This is a genomic window from Microbacterium sp. JZ70, from assembly GCF_053903225.1.
In genome coordinates, this window is the sequence record NZ_CP096405.1 from 2,787,621 (window position 1) to 2,805,900 (window position 18,280).

Consider the following 18,280-nt stretch of genomic DNA (forward strand, 5'->3'; position numbering starts at 1 on the left):
CCCCGGCGGGCGCCGCGGGTCGATAGCGTCGAGGCATGAGCATTCAGGACAGGGCCCTCTCCCTCAAGTCGCTGCACGAAGCCCCCGAGATCCTCCGCGTCGTGAACGTGTGGGACGCGGTCAGCGCCCGCACGGTCGCCGACCTGCCGAGCACGCGGGCGATCGCCACGGCCGGCCACTCGATCGCGGCATCGCACGGCTTCAAGGACGGCGAGATGCCGCTCGAGGTCAACCTCGCGGCGATCGCGCGCATCGTCGAGGCGGTGGACCTGCCGGTCACGGCCGATCTCGATGCGGGATACGACGACGCGGCCGACACGGTGCGCCGTGCCATCGGCGTGGGCGTCGTGGGCGCCAACGTCGAGGACCGCCTGGCTCCGTTCGACGATTCCGTCGCGAAGGTCGCCGCGATCACCCGCGCGGCGGAGGCCGAGGGCGTGGCCTTCCAGCTCAATGCGCGCACCGACGCGTTCGTGCGCGCGGGCGACCGGCCCCGCGACGAGAGCATCGAGGACGCGATCGCACGCGGACGCGCGTTCCTCGACGCGGGAGCGAGCCTCGTGTTCGTTCCCGGCGCGCTCGACCGCGACACGGTCGCCCGACTCGTCGAGGGCATCGGGGAGCGCAAGGTCAGCGTGATCGGCCTGCCCGGCGCGCTGACGGCCGCCGAGTACGAGGCGCTCGGCGTCGCACGCATCTCCTACGGTCCTCTGACGCAGCGGGTCGCCCTCCGCGCGCTCCGCGATCTCGCCACCGACCTCTACGGCGACGGCGTGATCCCGCAGGACACCCCCGCCCTCAACTGACGGCCGTCGTCGCATGAGGATGTCCCGCCGCGCCGAGCGCGTGGAGCCCTTCCACGCGATGGCGTTCGGCGCGCGCGCCGCCGAGCTCGAGGCGGAGGGCCACCGTGTCATCCGCCTCGGGCTCGGCGAGCCCGACTTCGGCGCACCGCCGACCGTGCGCGAGGCGATGCGGGCGGCGATGGACGGCCGCCCGCTCCCCTACACGCCGGCGCTCGGGCTGCCGGCGCTGCGCGCGGCGATCGCGGGCTTCTACCGCGACCGGCACGGCGTCGTCGTCGACCCCGCCCGCGTCGCGGTCACGTCGGGCGCGTCTGCGGCGCTGCTCGTCACGCTGGCCGCGATCGCGGACGAGGGCGACGAGGTGCTCCTCGCGGACCCCTCGTACCCGTGCAACCGGCAGCTCATCGAGACGTTCGGCGCCCGTGCGGTGACCCTCCCCGCTCCCGCGGCCGCGCGCTATCAGCTCGATGCGGCCGCGGTCGCGGACGCCTGGACCCCGCGCACGCGCGCCGTCATGATCGCGACGCCCGCGAACCCGACCGGCACGACCATCCGCCCCGACGAGCTCGCGGCGATCTGCGCCTTCGCCCGGGATCGCGGGGCCTGGCGCCTCGTCGACGAGATCTACCTCGACCTCGCCGATGAGGGCGAGGACGGGCTCCGGCCGCGGACGGTGCTCGCTCATGATCCGGACGCGATCGTCGTGTCGAGCTTCTCGAAGTACTTCGGGATGACCGGATGGCGCCTCGGATGGTGCGTGCTCCCCGAGGAGCTCGTCGCGCCCGTCGAGCGGCTCGCGATGAACTACTTCCTGTGCGCGTCCACGCCCGCCCAGGTCGCGGCGCTCGCGTGCTTCACGCCGGAGACGCTCGCCGTCTGCGAGGACCGCAGGGCCGAGCTGCGCGCGCGGCGGGAGATCGCGCTCGCCGGGCTCGCGGAGCTGGGCCTGTCGGTGCCTGTGCCCCCGGACGGCGCGTTCTACGTCTACGCCGACGTGTCCTCGACGGGCATGGACGCCTGGGAGTTCTGCCGCCGCGCCCTCGAGGAGGTGCACGTCTCGCTCACGCCGGGCCGCGACTTCGGCGCAGCGACCGCGCAGACGCACGTGCGACTGTCGTACACGGCATCGCGCGCGGAGCTCCGCGAGGGGCTCGCTCGCCTGCGCGCCCTGCTCGCATGAGCCGCAGGCGCGTACGCTGAGCTCATGGTCCAGGGGATCGCCGACTCGACCGTGTCCGATGTGCTCCACGAGCTCGCCGCACTGGAGGATCCGCGGATGCGCGCGGTCAACGAGAGGCACGGCGACGACCACGGCGTCAACCTCACGAAGCTGCGGGCGGTCGCGAAGCGCCTCGGCGCCGACACCGGACTCGGCCGTGCGCTGTGGCGCACGGACCACACGGCGGCGCGCCTCGTCGCCGTGCTCGTCGCGCGGCCCCGCGAGCTCTCCGCGGAGGAGCTCGACGCCATGCTGCGCGAGGCCCGCGCGCCGAAGGTGCAGGACTGGCTCGTGAACTACGTCGTGAAGAAGGGGCCGCACGCCGAGGCGCTTCGCACGCGCTGGTTCGATGACGCGGATCCGACGGTCGCGGCCGCGGGCTGGGACCTCACGACCGACCGCGTCGCGAAGAAGCCCGAGGGCCTCGACCTCGAGGATCTCCTCGACCGGATCGAAGCCGACATGAAGGATGCCCCGGACCGCCTCCAGTGGGCGATGAACCAGACGCTCGCGACCATCGGCATCCACCACCCGCACCTGCGTGAGCGGGCGATCGCGATCGGCGAGCGACTCGAGGTGCTCAAGGACTACCCGACGCCGCCGAACTGCACGTCGCCGTACGCCCCGATCTGGATCGCCGAGATCGTGCGCCGCCGCGAGGGCTGATCTGGTGCGCAGGCCCGGTCATCCCTCGGCTCGCGTCATGCGCAGGCTCATCGTCTCGGTGCTCGTCTCGGCAGACGGCTTCTTCGAAGGGCCGGAACACGACCTCGCGGTGATGCCGGTCGAGGACGCCTTCAACGACCACAATCTCGACCTTCTGCGGAGCGCCGACACGATCGTGTACGGCAGCCGCTGGTTCCGCCTCAACTGGGACACCTGGGCGGCCGTCGCCGAGAGCGACGACTCCGGCGCGCGGGACCGGGAGATCGCCGCGCGCGTGCTCGCGCTCGAGGCGATCATCGTCAGCGACTCGTTCGCGGTGAGGCCGGAGGATCCGTGGGCGGCGACGACACGCGTCGTCCCGCGCGCCGAGGCGACCGCGGAGATCGCTCGGCTGAAGCAGGCGGAGGGGCGGGACATCATCATGTTCGGCAGCTCGACCACGTGGAATCCGCTCCTCGCGCACGGGCTCGTCGACGAGCTCATCCTGCTCGTCGGCCCGGCCCTGGTCGGCGGCGGCTCGCCGCTGTACCGGGGCGCGCCCGCGCCTCTGCTCCTGCGCGGCGCCCGTGTGCTGCCGGGCTCGCAGCTCGTGGCGATCACCTACACGCCGGCCTCCTGAGCCGGCCCGCTCGGTCCCCCCGCTGGGATTCGAACCCAGACTGAAGCGAGTTTAAGTCGCCTGCCTCTGCCGTTGGGCTACGGGGGGTGGAAACGACGCTACGGCATGGCGAAGGCCGCCACCGACCAGCGGTGACGGCCTTCGCGCGGAGCTGCTCAACGAGCGGCCGCAGGCTCCTCGACCTTGGTCTGCTTGGCGGGAGCCGGCTGCTCCTCGACCTTCGGCTTCGGCCGCGAGGCGTAGGTCTCGAAGAAGACCCGGGGCGCCTGCGTCGTGCCGAGCTGGACGGTGTCGCGACCGAGGAAGAAGTTGTGCACCCAGCCCCAGATGACGCGCCACTTGCGCTCCCACGACGGCATCGCGAGGCCGTGGTAGCCGCGGTGCGCGACCCAGGCGACGAAGCCCTTGAGGGCGATCTTGCCCGACTGGAAGGCTCCGTTGTAGAGCCCGAGGCCCGCGACCGCGCCGAGGTTCTTGTGCACGTAGTCGACCGGCTGCTCGCCGCGGATGACCGCCACGAGGTTCTTCGCGAGGCGCTTCGCCTGACGCACGGCGTGCTGGGCGTTCGGGACGCACATGCCGCCCACGCCGCCGCCCGTGAGGTCGGGCACGGCCGCGACGTCGCCCGCGGTCCACGCGCCCTCGACGACGTTGCCGTCGGCGTCGACGACGCGCAGGTCGGCCTGGGCGCTGATGCGGCCGCGGGCCTCCTTGGGCAGGTCGCCGCCGTTCACGACGATGGGGTTCGCCATGACGCCCGCGGTCCAGATGATGAGGTCGGTCGGGTACTTCTCACCCGTCGACGTCTCGACGACGCCGTCCACGGCCGAGGTGACCTGCGTGTCGAGGTGCACGTGCGCGCCGCGCTTGGCGAGGTCCTTGAGGACCCACTCGCTCGTCTCGAGCGAGACCTCGGGCATGATGCGGCCCATCGCCTCGATGAGGTGGAACTGCGTCTCCTCGAACGAGATCTCCGGGAACTTCTCGAGCAGCGCGTTCGCGAGCGAGCGGAGCTCGGCGAACGTCTCGATGCCCGCGAAGCCGCCGCCCACGACGACCGTCGTGAGGAGGCGCTGGCGGAGGGGGTTGTCCTTCGGGAGGGCGGCGGCCTTCTCGAAGTTGCCGATGAGGGTGTCGCGCACCGCGACGGCCTCCTCGATCGACTTCATGCCGATCGCGTTGTCGGCGATGCCCGGGATCGGGAACGTGCGCGAGACCGACCCCGCGGTCACGACGATCTGGTCGTAGGTGTACTCCCACGGCTCGCCGCCCTCGGGCGTGATCGTCGCCGTCTTGCGGGCGTGGTCGATCTTCGTGACCTTCGCCGTGATGAGCTTCGTGCGCTTGAGGTGACGGCGGTGCGAGACCACCGCGTGGCGCGGCTCGATCGACCCGGCCGCGACCTCGGGCAGGAAGGGCAGGTACGTCATGTACGGAAGCGGGTCGACGAGGACGACCTCGGCCTCTCCGCGTCGCAGGTGCTTCTCGAGCTTCCACGCGGTGTAGAACCCCGCGTATCCACCACCGACGATGAGAATCTTGGGCACGTGAAACGTCACTCCTTGAGTTGATGTTCGGCTGGCTATCGCTGCGCGCGCGTCGAACGAACGCGCCTGACCGCAGACACGACGCCGAGCACGACAAGAATACCAGCGGCGCTCAGCGCGAAGAGCGGCAGCGTCACCTCGCGCATGCTGTCGGCCGAGGGGGCGAACGGAGAGCTCGCCTCACCGGGCGCATCGGCGGGTGGGACGGGCGGGATCTCGACCGCTCCCGCGGTCGGCGTGGGCTCGGGGCCCGAGTCCGCGCGACGATGGAGCGCGATCCAGTCCGGGAGGCTCCCGAGCGGGTTCTCGGCCACCCGCGAGACGGGAGCGCTCACGGCCGCCTCGGCGTCCACGAGACCGTATCCGTACTGCGGGTCGGGCACGTCCTCGACCTGGGGAGGGCGGTTCGCGGTCGAGATGATCCGGTTGATGACGTTCGCCGCGTCGAGGTCGGGGTGCGCCGACCGCACGAGCGCGGCGATCCCGGCGACGATGGGCGCCGCGCCGCTCGTGCCGTTCCACGTCACGACGTCGCCCGTCGCCGAGACGCCGAGGAGCTGCTCGCTGGGCGCTGCGACGCCGATCGTGATGCCCTGCGTCGACGCGCCGACCGAGGCCACGCCGCGGGTGTCGACCCCGGCGACCGCGAGCACGCCCGGGATGGTCGCGGGCGCGCCGACGACGGTCGTGCCGCTCGCCCGGTTCCCCGCTGCCACGACGACGACGACGTCGTGCTCGAAGGCGTACAGGAACGCGTCGTCCCAGCTCTCGTCCCAGTCGAGCGTGTTCGTCGTGAACGAGAGGTTGATGACATCGGCACCGTGGTCGACGGCCCACACCATCGCCTTCGCGACCTGCTCGTCGAACGGGACCGCCGCCGAGGAGCCGAAGCCGATCGAGATCGACAGCAGGTCCGCCTCCGGCGCGACGCCGATCATCCCGGTGTCCTCCCCGGTGCCGCGCCCCGCGGCGAGGGAGGCGACGTACGAGCCGTGGTTCTGGTCCTGCACGCCGACGGGCGTCCGGCCGTCCTCGGACCCGACGCCCGACACATCCGTGCCGTCGGCGACGGCGCCCTCGAACTCGGCCGGACCCTTCGCGATGCCCGTGTCGATCACCGCGATCGTCGCGCCGGCCCCGCGTGTCGTCTCCCACGCCTCGTCGATGCCGTACTCCTCGAGCCAGTACTCGGCCGAGCGGATCGGATCGTCGGGCTCGGGAGTCTCAGTGGGCGTCGGGGTCGGAGACGGGGTCTCGTCGTCGCCCTCGTCCTCGTCATCCGCGGTCGCGGGCGCGGCGACCGGCGCCGCGGGCGCCGTCTGTGCGAGCGCCGACGCCGACGCGGGAGCGGCCGCGCCCGCGAGCGCCAGGAGGGCGATGACGAGGGAGGCGACGCGTCGGGTCATGCAGCCGCGCCGGGATCCTCGCAGGCGCACCGCTCGGGCGACCAGGCCGATCGCTCGAGGGCGAGATCGCCGATCGGGTTCGCTCCCGGACCGGCGGCCAGGGCGTGCCCGGCGAGCGCGTGCAGGCACTTCACCCGGGTCGGCATGCCGCCCGCGGAGATGCCGGCGATCTCGGGCACGTCGCCGAACTGCGCGCGGTCGGCGAGGTACGCCTCGTGCGCGCGGAGGTAGCCAGCGCGCACGTCCTCGTCCGCCTCGAGCAGCGCGGCGAGCTCGGGCATCAGCTGGTTGGCCTCGAGGCGCGACATCTCGGCGGTCGCCGCGGGGTGCGTGAGGTAGTAGAACGTCGGGAACGGGCTTCCGTCGGGAAGGCGCGGCGCCGTCGCGACGACGGTGGGGTTGCCGCACACGCAGCGCGCGGCGATGCCGACGACGCCGCGGGCCTCGCGCTGCAGCTGCGCCGAGACCACCTCGAGATCGACGGGGCGCACGGGCTCGAAGGGAGGAGTCGTCACCCCGTCAGGCTACTGGTCGGTGCTGGAGTCGGGCTGGAAGACGCCCCCGCCGTCGAGCGCGGCGTCCTTCTCGGAGACGGCGTTCTCGGTGAGCCCCGCGGCCACGACCGACCGGAGCATCTGGCCCATCCAGTCGTGCTCGGCCTCCTCGACCTCGGCGCTCACGGGGTCGGGCTCGCGCGGCTGATCGGCCTCCTCGAGGTCGTTCTCCACGATGTACACGACCTCCCCCGGGAAGCCGTAGAACAGGCGCTCCCGCGCCTGGGTCGTGATGTAGGCCGGGTCCTGCCAGCGGGAGCGCTCGCGCTCGAGCGCGTCGACCTCGTCCTGGCTGACCTGGACGGCCTCCTGCAGGAACGCGATCCGCTGGCGCTGCTCGAGGTACGTGCTCGCGGTCGGCACGAGCACGAACGCCGCGAGCACGACGAGGCCGAGCATGATGACCGTGAACCCGGAGAGGCGGATGCCGCCGAGCCAGCCGCGCACGTCGACAGGACGGCCGTCCGCACGGCCCCGTCCGCGAACGGCGGAAGGGGGAGCCGATGGTCTTCTCGCCATGACTCCCCCTTCCGAGCGGGGCTCTCGCCCTGCTTACGCCGTGAAGCGCGGGAAGGCGCTGCGGCCGGCGAACTTCGCTCCGGCACCCAGCTCCTCCTCGATGCGCAGAAGCTGATTGTACTTCGCGACACGGTCGCTGCGAGCGGGCGCGCCGGACTTGATCTGACCGCAGTTGACGGCGACCGAGAGGTCGGCGATCGTCGTGTCCTCGGTCTCGCCCGAGCGGTGCGACATCATCGCGGTGTAGCCGTTGCTCTGCGCGAGCGCGACCGCGTCGAGCGTCTCGGTGAGCGTGCCGATCTGGTTGACCTTGACGAGCAGCGAGTTCGCGACGCCCTTCGCGATGCCGTCCGAGAGACGCTGCGGGTTGGTCACGAAGAGGTCGTCGCCGACGAGCTGGACCTTGCCGCCGATGCGGTCGGTGAGGGCCTTCCAGCCCTCCCAGTCGTCCTCGGCGAGGGCGTCCTCGATCGTGACGAGCGGGAAGTTCGCGAGGAGGTCCTCGTAGTACGACGTGAGCTCCTCGGCCGTGAGCTGCTTGCCCTCGAAGTGGTAGACGCCGTCCTTGAAGAACTCGGTCGACGCGACGTCGAGGCCGACGGCGATGTCCTTGCCCGGCGTGAAGCCGGCCTTCTCGATCGCGGCCATGAGGAAGTCGAGCGCGCCGCGGTTGCTCGGGAGGTCGGGGGCGAAGCCGCCCTCGTCACCGAGGCCCGTGGCGTAGCCGCCGGCCTTGAGCTCGCTCTTGAGCACGTGGTAGGTCTCCGTGCCCCAGCGCAGCGACTCGCTGAAGGTCTCCGCGCCGAGCGGCACGAGGAAGAACTCCTGCATGTCGACGCCCGTGTCGGCGTGCGCGCCGCCGTTGATCACGTTGAGCGCGGGGACGGGCAGCACGTGGGCGTTGGGGCCGCCCACGTAGCGGAACAGCGGCAGGTCGGCGCTGTCGGCGGCGGCCTTGGCGACCGCGAGGCTCACTCCGAGGATGGCGTTCGCGCCCACGCGCTTCTTGTTCTCGGTTCCGTCGACCTCGATGAGCGCCTGGTCGATGACGCGCTGCTCGCTGGCGTCGAGGCCCTCGATGGCCGGGCCGAGCTCGTCGATGACGGCGTCGACGGCCTTCTGGACGCCCTTTCCGGCGTAGCGGCCCTTGTCGCCGTCACGCAGCTCGTATGCCTCGAAGGCGCCGGTCGACGCGCCGGAGGGGACAGCCGCGCGCTGCACGATGCCATCGTCCAGCAGCACCTCCACCTCGACGGTCGGGTTGCCTCGCGAGTCGAGAATCTCGCGAGCGCCTACAGCCTCAATCAGTGCCACGGAAGTACTCCTTGTCGGTGGGTGATGCGGGGAGCGACGTCGATCCGCTGGCCAGTCTATTGCCGACGCGCGGTCGGTCCTGACCGGTCAGACGCGCACGGCGATCGCGAGGCCGTCCCAGCCCTTCACGCCGACCGTCTGCAGGCCGGTCGCATCGAAGCGGGGGTCCTCGCCCAGCATGGCCAGGCCGGCGCGCACGCCCTGGATCTGAGGGTCGTCCGTGTCGGCGTTCGCCACCTCGCCGCTGCGCCCGATGTTGTCGACCACGATGACCGCGCCGGGCTGCGAGAGCCGCGCCGCCCAGTCGAGGTAGACGGTGTTCGACTCCTTGTCGGCGTCGATGAAGACGAGGTCGAACGGCGCCTCGCTCGCGAGACCGGGCAGCACGTCGGCGGCGCGGCCGATGCGGATGTCCACGCGCTCCCCCACCCCGGCGGCGTCGACGTTCTCCCGCGCGAGCGCGGCGTTCGCCGGCTCGGCCTCGATCGAGATCAGCCGCCCGTCCGCGGGCAGCGCCCTGGCCATCCAGATCGCGGAGTAGCCGGCGAGCGTGCCGATCTCGAGCACCCGGCGCGCACGGGAGATCCGCACGAGCAGATGGAGCAGCTTGCCCGCGACGGGCGCGACCTCGATGGGCCGAAGATGCGCGCGATCCTGCGACGCGAGCGTGGCCTCGAGCGCGGGGTCGCTCCCGACGAGGGTCTCGGCGAGGTAGCGGTCGACGGCGGCCCAGGCGTCGGGATGCGAAGCGGTCATGCCCCGATTCTCAGCCCAGGAGGGCCCGGTCGTCGAGGGTCGCGCCCTTGATCTTCTGGAACTCGGCCAGGAGATCGGGAACCGTCAGCCTGCGCTTGCGCTCCTCGGTCGCCTCGAAGACGATGCGCCCCTCGTGCATCATGATGAGCCGGTTGCCGAGGGCGAGCGCCTGCTCCATGTTGTGCGTGACCATGAGCGTCGTGAGGCCGCCCTGCTCGACGATCCGCTGCGTGAGCCGCGTCACGAGGTCCGCGCGCTGCGGGTCGAGCGCCGCCGTGTGCTCGTCGAGGAGCAGGATGCGCGGCTGCGTGAAGCCGGCCATGAGCAGCGAGAGGGCCTGGCGCTGGCCTCCCGAGAGGAGCCCGACCTTCGCGTGGAGCCGGTCCTCGAGGCCGAGCTCCAGCACGCGCAGCTCCTCGCGGAAGCGCTCGCGCTGCTTCCGGGTGAGCCCGCGGCCAAGGCCGCGCGGCCTGCCGCGGCGCGCGGCGAGGGCGAGGTTCTGCTCGATCGTGAGGTTCGGCGCCGTGCCCGCCATGGGGTCCTGGAAGACCCGGCCGACGTACCGCGCACGCTGGAACTCGCGGAGCCGGTTGACGCGGCGTCCGTCGATCGAGATCGTGCCGCCGTCGACGGCGATCCGCCCCGAGATCGAGTTGAGCAGCGTGGACTTGCCCGCGCCGTTCGACCCGATGACCGTGACGAAGTCGCCCTCGTCGAGCGTGAGGCTGAGCCCGGCGAGCGCGCGGCGCTCGTTGACCGTGCCGGGGAAGAACGTCTTGACGATGCCGTCCATGACGAGCATGGCGGTCACCTCCCTCTCTCGGCGCCCGCGGGCGCCGGGACGGCGGGCTCGGGTTCGCGCGGCGCGACGCGTCCGCCGCGGCCGCGGAGCGAGGGGATGCGCTTGAGGAAGCCCCAGCGCGGCAGCAGCAGCGCGAGAACGACGAGCACAGCGGTGACGAGCTTCATGTCGTTGGGGTCGAGGCCCGCCCGCATCGCGAAGAAGATGATGAGCCGGTAGAGCACGGCGCCCAGCACGACGGCGAGGCTCGCGAGCCAGATGAAGCGCTGGCCGAACACGGCCTGTCCGAGGATGACCGACGCGAGCCCGACGAGGATCAGGCCGATGCCCATGCTGATGTCGGAGAAGCCCTGGTACTGCGCGACGAGCGCGCCGCAGAGCGCGACGAAGCCGTTCGAGATCGCGAGCGTGAGGATGGTCGTGCGATCGGTCGAGACGCCGAAGCTGCGGATCATCGGCCCGTTGTCGCCGGTGGCCTGGATCGCCAGCCCGAGGTTGGTCGAGAGGAACCAGTCGACCGCGAGCTTCAGCACGACGACGCCGACGAGGATGATCGCGACGCCGCCCCACGTGCCGAGCAGGTCGGCGTCGCGCAGCGGGGTGAACAGCGTGTCGGCGCGCAGGAGCGGCAGGTTGGCCGCGACCGTGGCGTCCTCCTTGGCCGTGCCCATGATCCGCAGGTTGATCGACCACAGCGCGATCATGGTGAGGATGCCGGCGAGCAGGCCGTCGATGCGGCCCTTCGTGTGCAGGACGCCGGTCACGGCTCCCGCGACGACGCCCGCCGCGGCGCCCGTGAGGGTCGCGACGACGGGGTTCTGCCCCGTCGTGATCATCGCCGCGGCGACCGCCGCGCCCGTCGTGAAGCTCCCGTCGACCGTCAGGTCGGGGAAGTTCAGGACGCGGAACGTGAGGTACACGCCCAGCGCCATGACCCCGTAGACGAGGCCGAGCTCGATCGCGCCGATCATGCGCGTCCTCCCTGCCGGCTTCTACTCGACGGTCTCGGCCTGGTCGAGGATCTCCGCGGGGATCTCCACGCCCATGCGCTCGGCCGCGCCCGGGTTGACGACGTAGGTGAACTCGCTGGCCGTCTCCACGGGCATGGTCGCGGGGTCGGCGTCCTCCTCGAGGATGCGCAGCGCCATCTCGCCGGTCTGGCGGCCGAGCTCGGTGTAGTCGATGCCGATCGTCGCGATCGCGCCGCTCTCGACCGTGCCCGCCTCGGCGGCGATGACCGGCGTCTTCTGGGTCTCGGCGACCTGGACGAGCGAGGCGAGTCCTGCGACGACCATGTTGTCGGTGGGCACGTAGATCGCGTCGACGTCGCCGAGCGCCTCCGTGGCCTGCGCGATGTCGTTCGCGGTGGTCACCGTCTGCGTGACGATCTCGATGCCGAGCTCGTCGGCGACCTCCTCGGCCGCGGCGACCTGGACCTCCGAGTTCACCTCGCCCGAGCTGTAGACGATGCCGACCGTGGCGGCGTCGGGCACGAGCTGCCGGAGCAGCTCGAACTGCTCGGCCATCGGCGCGGCGTCGCTCGTGCCGGTGATGTTGGCTCCCGGCTCCTCGTTCGAGTCGACGAGCTCGGCCGAGACGGCGTCCGTGACCGCCGTGAAGAGCACCGGGGTGTCGAGGATGGCCTGAGCGGCGGCCTGCGCAGCGGGGGTCGCGACCGCGAGGACGAGGTCGAGGTCGCTCGAGGCGAAGTTCTGCGCGATGGTGACGGCGTTCGCCTGCTCGCCCTGCGCGTTCTGCTCGTCGAACTCGACCGTCTCGCCCTCGACGTATCCGGCGTCGGCGAAGGCCTGCTTGAAGCCCTCGGTCGCCGCGTCGAGCGCGGGGTGCTGCACGAGCTGGCTGATGCCGATCGACAGCGCTTCCTCCCCGCCGCCTTCCGATCCGCCGCCGTCCGACGAGCAGCCGGCGAGGACGAGCGCCGCGCCTGCGGCGAGACCTGCGGCGCCGAGGCCACGGCGGGAGAACGAGGAGAGTCGCATGGATCGGGTCCTTCGGGTGAGGGGTCCGGCGCCGTGCCGGAGGTCGGGTGCGGCGTCGCGCCGTCCACAGAATCGTAACGGGCGCGCGCGGGCGCGACGTCACGCCCTCGCGCGCTCGGCGAACCCGGCGAGCAGCGCCGCGGCCGTGTCGGCGTCGTCGACGGTGACGGTGAACGCCTTGCCGTTCGCCCGGGTGACCCGCAGCGCCTCGCCGGCGCGCAGCACGACGCCCCAGCCGCTGCCGACCGCATAGCGCCAGCCCCACCCGCCGTACTCGGCCATCGGGTTCACCAGGACGACCTCGACCGCGCGGATGTCGGACGCGGAGATGCGCACGCGGGGCCAGCCGATCGGCGCGCGCACCGTCAGCCCGGCCTCGTCGACCCGCACGCGGAAGACGCACCCGACGCCGACGAGGAACGTCACGAGCGCCGCCGCGGCGATCGTGATCCAGGTCCCGCCCGAGAGCGCGCCGCTCTGTGCGAGATCGAGGGAAGCGGTCACGAGCGCGATCGCGATGACGGCCGCGGCGGAGACCGCGAGGAGCGCGATGCCGGCGGGCGCCATCGAGGCGGTGCGCGCCCAGACCGCGCGCTCGTGCGCCGCGAGCGCGACCGGACGAGGCCTCTCGCCCTCCTCGTGCGGAGGGTCGATCGTGACGAGCCAGGCCGCGATGCCGAGCGCGACCCCGACCGCGAAGCCCGCGGCCATCCCCCATCCGACCGGAGGCGCATCCCTCGCGTCGTCCAGACCGACCTGGGCGAAGACGCTCGCAGAGAGCCCGACGCCGAGCAGTCCGACCTCCCACCAGATGACGGCGGCGAGCATGCGCAGGGACATGCGCTGCCCGTGTCGGCGAGTGCGTCCGCTCGCGCCCCCGCGCGCTCCGACGAGCGCGAGCCCCGCGACGAGGAGCGTCGTCCCTCCCCCGACGAGCGCGGTCAGCAGCGGGAGGGTCCACGCCGGCCCGAACCCGTCGGGGCCGCCAGCGGCTCCCCAGTGGATCGCGGCCGGGTCAGGCAGCGCGGGCACCTGCGCGAGCTGCACGAGAGCGAGCGCGAGGTGCACGGCGAGCGGGACGCAGAGGCCCACCCAGCGGAAACGGCGGAGGGCCTCCTCCGCGCCGGTGTGCTGCGATGCGGTCATCGTCTCCTCCTCGAGGGTTCGGTCGGTTCAGAGCTCGGCCGCGCGCACGGCGGCCGCGAGCGTCTCGCGGGATACGCCGTGCTCGGTCGCCCGACGCACGAGCGCTCGGATGTCGGCATCGAGCGCCGCGAGCGGAGCCGCCGCCTCGGTCACCACGGCGCCGCGCCCGGGCCGCATCGAGACGAGCCCCTCGTCGCGCAGCTGGCGGTACGCGTGGAGCACGGTGTGCAGGTTCACCCCGAGCGACGCCGCCACCTCCTTCGCGGCCGGGAGCCGGTCTCCAGGACGCGTGCGACCGGCGGCGGCATCCGAGCGGATGGACGCCGCGATCTGCGTGAAGACCGGCTCCTCGCGCGTCGGGTCGATGCGGATGAGCATGCATTTATTCTAGCAGGACTATAACTTCAGACGCGCGCACCGTGCGCGTCGTCTCGCCGCCACCCGCGCCTCATATACTGCGGCGCATGACGCCCCCTCCCGCGCTCGCACGACGACTCGGCGTCGGCGACGCCGTCGCGATCGGCCTCGGATCGATGATCGGGGCCGGGGTCTTCGCGGTCTTCGCCCCCGCCGCGGCCGCCGCGGGCCCGTGGCTGCTCGCGGGGCTGGCGATCGCCGCGGTCGTGGCGTTCTGCAACGCGACGTCGTCCGCGCAGCTCGCGGCCGTCCACCCCGTGGCGGGAGGCACGTACGCGTACGGCCGCGCCGAGCTCGGCGCGTGGTGGGGCTACCTGGCCGGATGGTGCTTCGTCATCGGCAAGATCGCGAGCTGCGCGGCGATGGCGCTGACGTTCGCGGCGTACGCGGCTCCCGCCGGCTGGGAGCGGCCCGTGGCCGTGCTCGCCGTCGCCCTTCTCGCCGGGATCAACCTGCTCGGCGTGACCCGCACGGCGCTCGCGACGAAGATCATCGTCGCGGTCGTGCTCGTGTGCCTCGCGGTCGTCGTCGCGGCCGGATGGGCCGCCCCTGCGGCCCCCGGCGGCGCGCAGACGCCGCCCGGGGTCGGGGCGTACGGCGTGCTTCAGGCGGCCGGCCTGCTCTTCTTCGCCTTCGCGGGCTACGCGCGCATCGCCACGATGGGCGAGGAGGTGCGCGATCCCGCGCGCACGATCCCCCGGGCCATCCCGCTCGCCCTGGGCCTCGCGATCGCTGTATACGCGGTCATCGCCCTCGCCTCGCTGCACGCGCTCGGCGTCGAGGCACTCGCCGCCTCCCCCGCGCCGCTCGCCGACGTGGTCGCCGCCGCGGGGTGGGACGCGGCGCAGCCGGTCGTGCGCGTGGGCGCGGCGGCCGCCGCGCTCGGCGCCCTCCTCGCGCTCATCGCCGGGATCGGGCGCACGACCCTGGCGATGGCCCGCGAGGACGACCTCCCCCGCTTCCTCTCCGCCATCCACCCGCGCACGCGCGTGCCGCACCGCGCCGAGGCCGTGATCGCGCTCGTCGTGATCGCGATCGTCGCGTTCGCGGACCTCCGCGGCGCGATCGGCTTCTCGTCGTTCGGCGTGCTCCTCTACTACCTCGTCGCGAATCTCGCGGCCTGGCGACAGGGCAGCGCCGTGCGCCGCTATCCCCGCTGGCTGCAGGCCGTGGGGGCGGCGGGCTGCGTCGTCCTCGCGTTCACCCTCCCCTGGCAGAGCGTCGTCGCGGGCGTCGTCGTCGTGCTCGCGGGTGCGGCGTACCGTCTCATCCGCCTCGTGGCCGAGCGCCGGGCGTCGGCGGAGTAGACGTCAGGAGAGGGGCTTGAGCTCGAGATCGTCGCGCTCGGCTCCCGCCGACACCGTCGCGAAGGCCGTGTAGCCGTCGGCGGAGGCGCGCTCGAGCAGACCCTTGAGGTTCTTCGTCCGCTGCTCGAGGCGCACGCGCGAGCCCTCCGCGACGAGCGCCGCCTTGAGGGCGAGCAGCTCGGCGACCGGGACGTCGCGATCGTGCACGAGCACGACCGCCTCGGCGACGGCCGCGTCGGCGAGCGAGACGAGGTCGACGATCCGCTCGAAGCCGATCGAGAACCCGACCGCCGGCACGTCCTGCCCGAGGAAGCGGCCGATCATGCCGTCGTAGCGACCGCCTCCGCCGAGCGAGTACGACACCGACGGGTGGGCGATCTCGAAGATCGTCCCCGTGTAGTACCCCATGCCGCGGACGAGGAACGGATCGAACGCGAGGGGCAGCTCGGCGCCGACGGCGTCGGCGCCGCGGGCCGCGCCCACGGCCTCCCCGATGCCGACGAGGTGCGCGATGATCGCGTCGTCGACGCCCTCGGGCAGAGCCCCGCGGATCTGGGCCTCGCCGAAGGGCTCGTGCGCACGCTGCGCGACCTGATCGAGGAAGGACGCGAGCGCGTCGGCCGCCTCGTCGGACGCCCCGCGCTCGCGCAGCTCGGCCACGACGCCGTCGGCGCCGATCTTGTCGAGCTTGTCGATCGTGATGAGGACGCCCGGGCGCTCCTCGACGGGGAAGCCGAAGAGGTCGAGCATGGCGTCCAGTGCCCGGCGGTCGTTGATGCGCACGCTCGCGCCCTCGAGCCCGAGCGCGTCGAGCGTGTCGAGCGTCGCGGTGATGAGCTCGGCCTCCGCGCGCGCCGAGGCGTCGCCCATGATGTCGATGTCGCACTGCATGAACTGGCGGTATCGGCCCTTCTGGGGCCGCTCGGCACGCCACACCGGCGCGATCTGCACCGAGCGGAAGACCGCCGGCAGCTCGCCCCGGTGCGACGCGTAGAAGCGCGCGAGCGGAACCGTGAGGTCGTAGCGCAGCCCGAGGTCGCTCAGCTGGGCCGGATCGTCGGCCGCCGCGCGGACGCCGTCGGCGTCGAGGCCGCGGCGCAGGATGTTGAACGCGAGCTTCTCGTTGTCGCCGCCCACCCCGGCGTGCAGCCGGTCGTACTCCTCCATGACGGGCGTCTCGATCTCGTCGAACCCGTGCGCGCGGTAGCGCTCGCGGATGACGGCGAGCACGCGCTCGCGACGGGCCTTGTCAGCGGGGAGGAAGTCGCGCATGCCGCGCGGCGGGTTCACGGAAGCCATAGCGCCCCCATTCTCCCACGACGGGTCAGCCGCTCTCGGCGTCTCGGACCTCCGTCTCGAGCGCGCGGACGGCCGTGCGCAGCGCGCGCTCGGCGTCCCAGCCGCGGGCGCGGGCGATCGCCACGACCCCGAGGAGGGTGGCGCCGAGCTCCTCCTCGGTCGCCGGCAGCATGTCGGGGTCGTCCTCCGCGATGGCCTCGGCCGCGGCGACCTCCTCGGCGAGCTCGAGCCCCACGCCGACCAGCTCGGCCTTCGCGAGGACCTTCTGGGCGAGCGCGAGCGCGGGCATCGCGTGCGAGACGCCGTCGAGCACCGAGGTTCGCTCGCGCTTCTCGGCGGCCTTGGCGGCGTTCCACAGCTCGAGCACGCGCTCGGGCGTCTCCGCCGTCTCGCCAGCGAACACGTGCGGATGGCGGCGGATCATCTTGTCGGCGAGCCCCCGCGCGACGTCGTCGATCCCGAACGGCTCGTCGGGATGGTGCGAGGCGATCTCGGCGTGGAAGAGCACCTGCCACAGCAGGTCGCCGAGCTCCTCGCGCAGGGCCGCGCGGTCGCCGCTCTCGACCGCGTCGACGACCTCCGCCGACTCCTCGACGAGGTAGGGAACGAGCGCCTCGTGCGTCATGCCCTGCGTCCACACGCACCGCTCGTGCACGTCGCGCATGACGTCGGCCGCACGTCCCAGCTCGTTCCCCGATCCGCTCATCCGGACATCCTGCCGCATCACGCCGACGTCGCCGCGGCGAGACGCCGATGGTGCCGCGCGCGCAGCGAGACGATCACGCCCGACAGGGCGAGTGCGATCATGGAGCCGCCCAGAACCCCGAGGATCGCCTCGTCGCGCAGGGTCGCGTCGTCGGCGAACGCGAGGTTCGACAGCAGCAGCGACACCGTGAACCCGATGCCGCCGAGGGTGCCCGCCGCGATGAGATCGGGCAGGCGGATCTCGGGCTCGGTCCCCTTCGGGCGGACGGCCATGGCGACCCCGCCGAAGATCGTGATGCCGATGATCTTGCCGACCGGGAGCGCGATGAGGATGGCCCACAGAGCCGGCGAGAGCTCGCTCGGGGAGACCTGCGGGATGACCACGAGCGCCGAGAAGAACGCGAAGACCGGCAGGATGAGGCCGTTGATCCACGGCTCGAGGACGTGGCGCGCCTGCAGGCCCTCCCCCTGGCGGATGGCGAGACCCAGCAGCACGCCCGCGATGGTCGCGTGGATGCCGCCCTCGAACACGAAGGCCCAGGCGGCGAGCGCGATGACCACCATGAGCGGCACGACGATGAGCTTGTTGCGGTCGGACACGAAGCGGCTCAGGGCGCCGAAGGCGACGATGAGCACCGCGCCGATCGCGAGGCTTCCGAAGTCGATGTCGGTCGCGAAGAGCACCGCGATGAAGACGATGCCGACGATGTCGTCGATGATCGCGAGCGCGAGGAGGAACACGCGCACCTTCGACGGCAGGCCCTTGCCGAACATCGCGAGGACGCCGAGCGCGAACGCGATGTCGGTCGCGGTCGGGATGGGCCATCCGTCGCGCGTGGCCGGATCCCAGGCGATGACGAGATAGATGACGATCGGCACGATCACACCGCCGGCCGCGGCGATGGCGGGCTTGAGCGCCTTGCCGACGGTGTTCAGCTGGCCGTTCGTGAGCTCGTACTGCAGCTCGATCGCGACCCCGAAGAAGAACACCGCGAGCAGCAGGTCGGCGACCCAGTGCGAGATCGAGAGGTCGAGCGGCGTTCCCGGCACCGCGAGATGGAGATGGCTGAAATCGAGCACCGCGGGGCCGACCGGGCTGTTCGCGACGACGAGGCCGACGATCGCGGCGCCGAGGAGGAGGAAGGCGGGGAAGCGCTCGGAGCGCAGGAGCTTGAGCATGGGATCCTTTCAGGACCGA

General features: G+C 72.3%; 19 protein-coding genes and 1 tRNA gene. 5 read left to right on the top strand and 15 right to left on the bottom strand.

Annotated elements, in window-relative coordinates:
- Window positions 1-35: 35 nt before the first annotated feature.
- From M1D46_RS12960 to M1D46_RS12975, 4 genes are read left to right on the top strand one after another with little or no spacing between them, the layout of a single operon-like run.
- Window positions 36-806, top strand: a complete 771-nt coding sequence (locus tag M1D46_RS12960) for an isocitrate lyase/PEP mutase family protein (RefSeq protein ID WP_456285734.1) — start codon at window positions 36-38, stop codon at window positions 804-806.
- Between the two features lie 19 nt (window positions 807-825).
- On the top strand, window positions 826-1,986 hold the full coding sequence (locus tag M1D46_RS12965; RefSeq protein WP_456285735.1) for an aminotransferase class I/II-fold pyridoxal phosphate-dependent enzyme: 1,161 nt from the start codon (window positions 826-828) through the stop codon (window positions 1,984-1,986).
- Window positions 1,987-2,010: 24 nt separating this feature from the next.
- Window positions 2,011-2,691 (top strand): DNA alkylation repair protein, encoded by a 681-nt coding sequence (locus M1D46_RS12970; protein ID WP_456285736.1) that lies wholly within the window; start codon window positions 2,011-2,013, stop codon window positions 2,689-2,691.
- Window positions 2,692-2,728: 37 nt separating this feature from the next.
- Window positions 2,729-3,310, top strand: coding sequence for a dihydrofolate reductase family protein (locus M1D46_RS12975; RefSeq protein WP_456285737.1), 582 nt, complete (start codon window positions 2,729-2,731; stop codon window positions 3,308-3,310).
- 14 nt (window positions 3,311-3,324) lie between these two features.
- On the opposite strand, the gene M1D46_RS12980 is transcribed toward M1D46_RS12975, so the two are convergent.
- From M1D46_RS12980 to M1D46_RS13035, 12 genes are all read right to left on the bottom strand, one after another.
- Window positions 3,325-3,397: transfer RNA gene (locus M1D46_RS12980), tRNA-Leu, on the bottom strand.
- A 68-nt stretch (window positions 3,398-3,465) separates the two neighbouring features.
- Complete coding sequence (locus tag M1D46_RS12985) at window positions 3,466-4,857, bottom strand: NAD(P)/FAD-dependent oxidoreductase (protein ID WP_456285738.1); 1,392 nt, start codon at window positions 4,855-4,857, stop codon at window positions 3,466-3,468.
- A 35-nt stretch (window positions 4,858-4,892) separates the two neighbouring features.
- Window positions 4,893-6,263, bottom strand: coding sequence for a S8 family serine peptidase (locus M1D46_RS12990; protein ID WP_456285739.1), 1,371 nt, complete (start codon window positions 6,261-6,263; stop codon window positions 4,893-4,895).
- Complete coding sequence (locus M1D46_RS12995; RefSeq protein WP_455969592.1) at window positions 6,260-6,778, bottom strand: DUF501 domain-containing protein; 519 nt, start codon at window positions 6,776-6,778, stop codon at window positions 6,260-6,262. Before M1D46_RS12995 ends, M1D46_RS12990 begins: the two co-directional genes overlap by 4 nt.
- 9 nt (window positions 6,779-6,787) lie before the next feature.
- Window positions 6,788-7,336, bottom strand: coding sequence for an FtsB family cell division protein (locus M1D46_RS13000; RefSeq protein WP_456285740.1), 549 nt, complete (start codon window positions 7,334-7,336; stop codon window positions 6,788-6,790).
- Window positions 7,337-7,369: 33 nt separating this feature from the next.
- A complete protein-coding gene (gene eno, locus M1D46_RS13005; RefSeq protein ID WP_456285741.1) occupies window positions 7,370-8,650 on the bottom strand; it encodes a phosphopyruvate hydratase in 1,281 nt (426 codons plus the stop codon).
- An 87-nt stretch (window positions 8,651-8,737) separates the two neighbouring features.
- Window positions 8,738-9,406, bottom strand: coding sequence for an O-methyltransferase (locus M1D46_RS13010; protein WP_456285742.1), 669 nt, complete (start codon window positions 9,404-9,406; stop codon window positions 8,738-8,740).
- 10 nt (window positions 9,407-9,416) lie between these two features.
- Complete coding sequence (locus M1D46_RS13015) at window positions 9,417-10,208, bottom strand: ABC transporter ATP-binding protein (RefSeq protein ID WP_455969600.1); 792 nt, start codon at window positions 10,206-10,208, stop codon at window positions 9,417-9,419.
- 5 nt (window positions 10,209-10,213) lie between these two features.
- Entirely contained in the window at window positions 10,214-11,179 is a 966-nt protein-coding gene (locus tag M1D46_RS13020) for an ABC transporter permease (RefSeq protein ID WP_324014404.1), read from the bottom strand.
- A gap of 21 nt (window positions 11,180-11,200) precedes the next feature.
- Window positions 11,201-12,208, bottom strand: a complete 1,008-nt coding sequence (locus M1D46_RS13025; protein WP_456285743.1) for an ABC transporter substrate-binding protein — start codon at window positions 12,206-12,208, stop codon at window positions 11,201-11,203.
- A 99-nt stretch (window positions 12,209-12,307) separates the two neighbouring features.
- Window positions 12,308-13,354: a DUF1648 domain-containing protein gene (locus M1D46_RS13030; RefSeq protein WP_456285744.1), complete on the bottom strand. Its 1,047-nt coding sequence runs from the start codon at window positions 13,352-13,354 to the stop codon at window positions 12,308-12,310.
- Between the two features lie 27 nt (window positions 13,355-13,381).
- Window positions 13,382-13,732, bottom strand: coding sequence for a GntR family transcriptional regulator (locus M1D46_RS13035; protein ID WP_271173795.1), 351 nt, complete (start codon window positions 13,730-13,732; stop codon window positions 13,382-13,384).
- An 86-nt stretch (window positions 13,733-13,818) separates the two neighbouring features.
- Between M1D46_RS13035 and M1D46_RS13040 the strand changes: the two genes are divergently transcribed.
- Window positions 13,819-15,078, top strand: a complete 1,260-nt coding sequence (locus M1D46_RS13040; RefSeq protein WP_455969589.1) for an APC family permease — start codon at window positions 13,819-13,821, stop codon at window positions 15,076-15,078.
- Between the two features lie 3 nt (window positions 15,079-15,081).
- Here the strand turns inward: M1D46_RS13040 and hisS are convergent, their stop codons facing one another.
- The 3 genes from hisS to M1D46_RS13055 are packed head-to-tail and all read right to left on the bottom strand — an operon-like array spanning window position 15,082 to window position 18,261.
- Window positions 15,082-16,377 carry a histidine--tRNA ligase gene (hisS, locus tag M1D46_RS13045; protein ID WP_456285745.1) on the bottom strand — a complete coding sequence of 432 codons (1,296 nt, stop codon included), beginning with the start codon at window positions 16,375-16,377 and terminating at the stop codon, window positions 15,082-15,084.
- A 25-nt stretch (window positions 16,378-16,402) separates the two neighbouring features.
- The gene (locus M1D46_RS13050; RefSeq protein WP_455969587.1) at window positions 16,403-17,083 is read right to left on the bottom strand and encodes a MazG family protein; all 681 of its coding nucleotides are present in this window, start codon (window positions 17,081-17,083) and stop codon (window positions 16,403-16,405) included.
- Window positions 17,084-17,100: 17 nt separating this feature from the next.
- Complete coding sequence (locus M1D46_RS13055; RefSeq protein WP_456285746.1) at window positions 17,101-18,261, bottom strand: Na+/H+ antiporter NhaA; 1,161 nt, start codon at window positions 18,259-18,261, stop codon at window positions 17,101-17,103.
- Between the last annotated feature and the right edge of the window lie 19 nt (window positions 18,262-18,280).

Coding starts and splice junctions, on each gene's coding strand:
- M1D46_RS12960 (WP_456285734.1), top strand. CDS start 36: ATGAGCATTCAGGACAGGGCCCTCTCCCTCAAGTCGCTGCACGAAGCC.
- M1D46_RS12965 (WP_456285735.1), top strand. CDS start 826: ATGTCCCGCCGCGCCGAGCGCGTGGAGCCCTTCCACGCGATGGCGTTC.
- M1D46_RS12970 (WP_456285736.1), top strand. CDS start 2,011: ATGGTCCAGGGGATCGCCGACTCGACCGTGTCCGATGTGCTCCACGAG.
- M1D46_RS12975 (WP_456285737.1), top strand. CDS start 2,729: ATGCGCAGGCTCATCGTCTCGGTGCTCGTCTCGGCAGACGGCTTCTTC.
- M1D46_RS12990 (WP_456285739.1), bottom strand. CDS start 6,263: ATGACCCGACGCGTCGCCTCCCTCGTCATCGCCCTCCTGGCGCTCGCG.
- M1D46_RS13000 (WP_456285740.1), bottom strand. CDS start 7,336: ATGGCGAGAAGACCATCGGCTCCCCCTTCCGCCGTTCGCGGACGGGGC.
- M1D46_RS13010 (WP_456285742.1), bottom strand. CDS start 9,406: ATGACCGCTTCGCATCCCGACGCCTGGGCCGCCGTCGACCGCTACCTC.
- M1D46_RS13015 (WP_455969600.1), bottom strand. CDS start 10,208: ATGCTCGTCATGGACGGCATCGTCAAGACGTTCTTCCCCGGCACGGTC.
- M1D46_RS13020 (WP_324014404.1), bottom strand. CDS start 11,179: ATGATCGGCGCGATCGAGCTCGGCCTCGTCTACGGGGTCATGGCGCTG.
- M1D46_RS13025 (WP_456285743.1), bottom strand. CDS start 12,208: ATGCGACTCTCCTCGTTCTCCCGCCGTGGCCTCGGCGCCGCAGGTCTC.
- M1D46_RS13030 (WP_456285744.1), bottom strand. CDS start 13,354: ATGACCGCATCGCAGCACACCGGCGCGGAGGAGGCCCTCCGCCGTTTC.
- M1D46_RS13035 (WP_271173795.1), bottom strand. CDS start 13,732: ATGCTCATCCGCATCGACCCGACGCGCGAGGAGCCGGTCTTCACGCAG.
- M1D46_RS13040 (WP_455969589.1), top strand. CDS start 13,819: ATGACGCCCCCTCCCGCGCTCGCACGACGACTCGGCGTCGGCGACGCC.
- hisS (WP_456285745.1), bottom strand. CDS start 16,377: ATGGCTTCCGTGAACCCGCCGCGCGGCATGCGCGACTTCCTCCCCGCT.
- M1D46_RS13050 (WP_455969587.1), bottom strand. CDS start 17,083: ATGAGCGGATCGGGGAACGAGCTGGGACGTGCGGCCGACGTCATGCGC.
- M1D46_RS13055 (WP_456285746.1), bottom strand. CDS start 18,261: ATGCTCAAGCTCCTGCGCTCCGAGCGCTTCCCCGCCTTCCTCCTCCTC.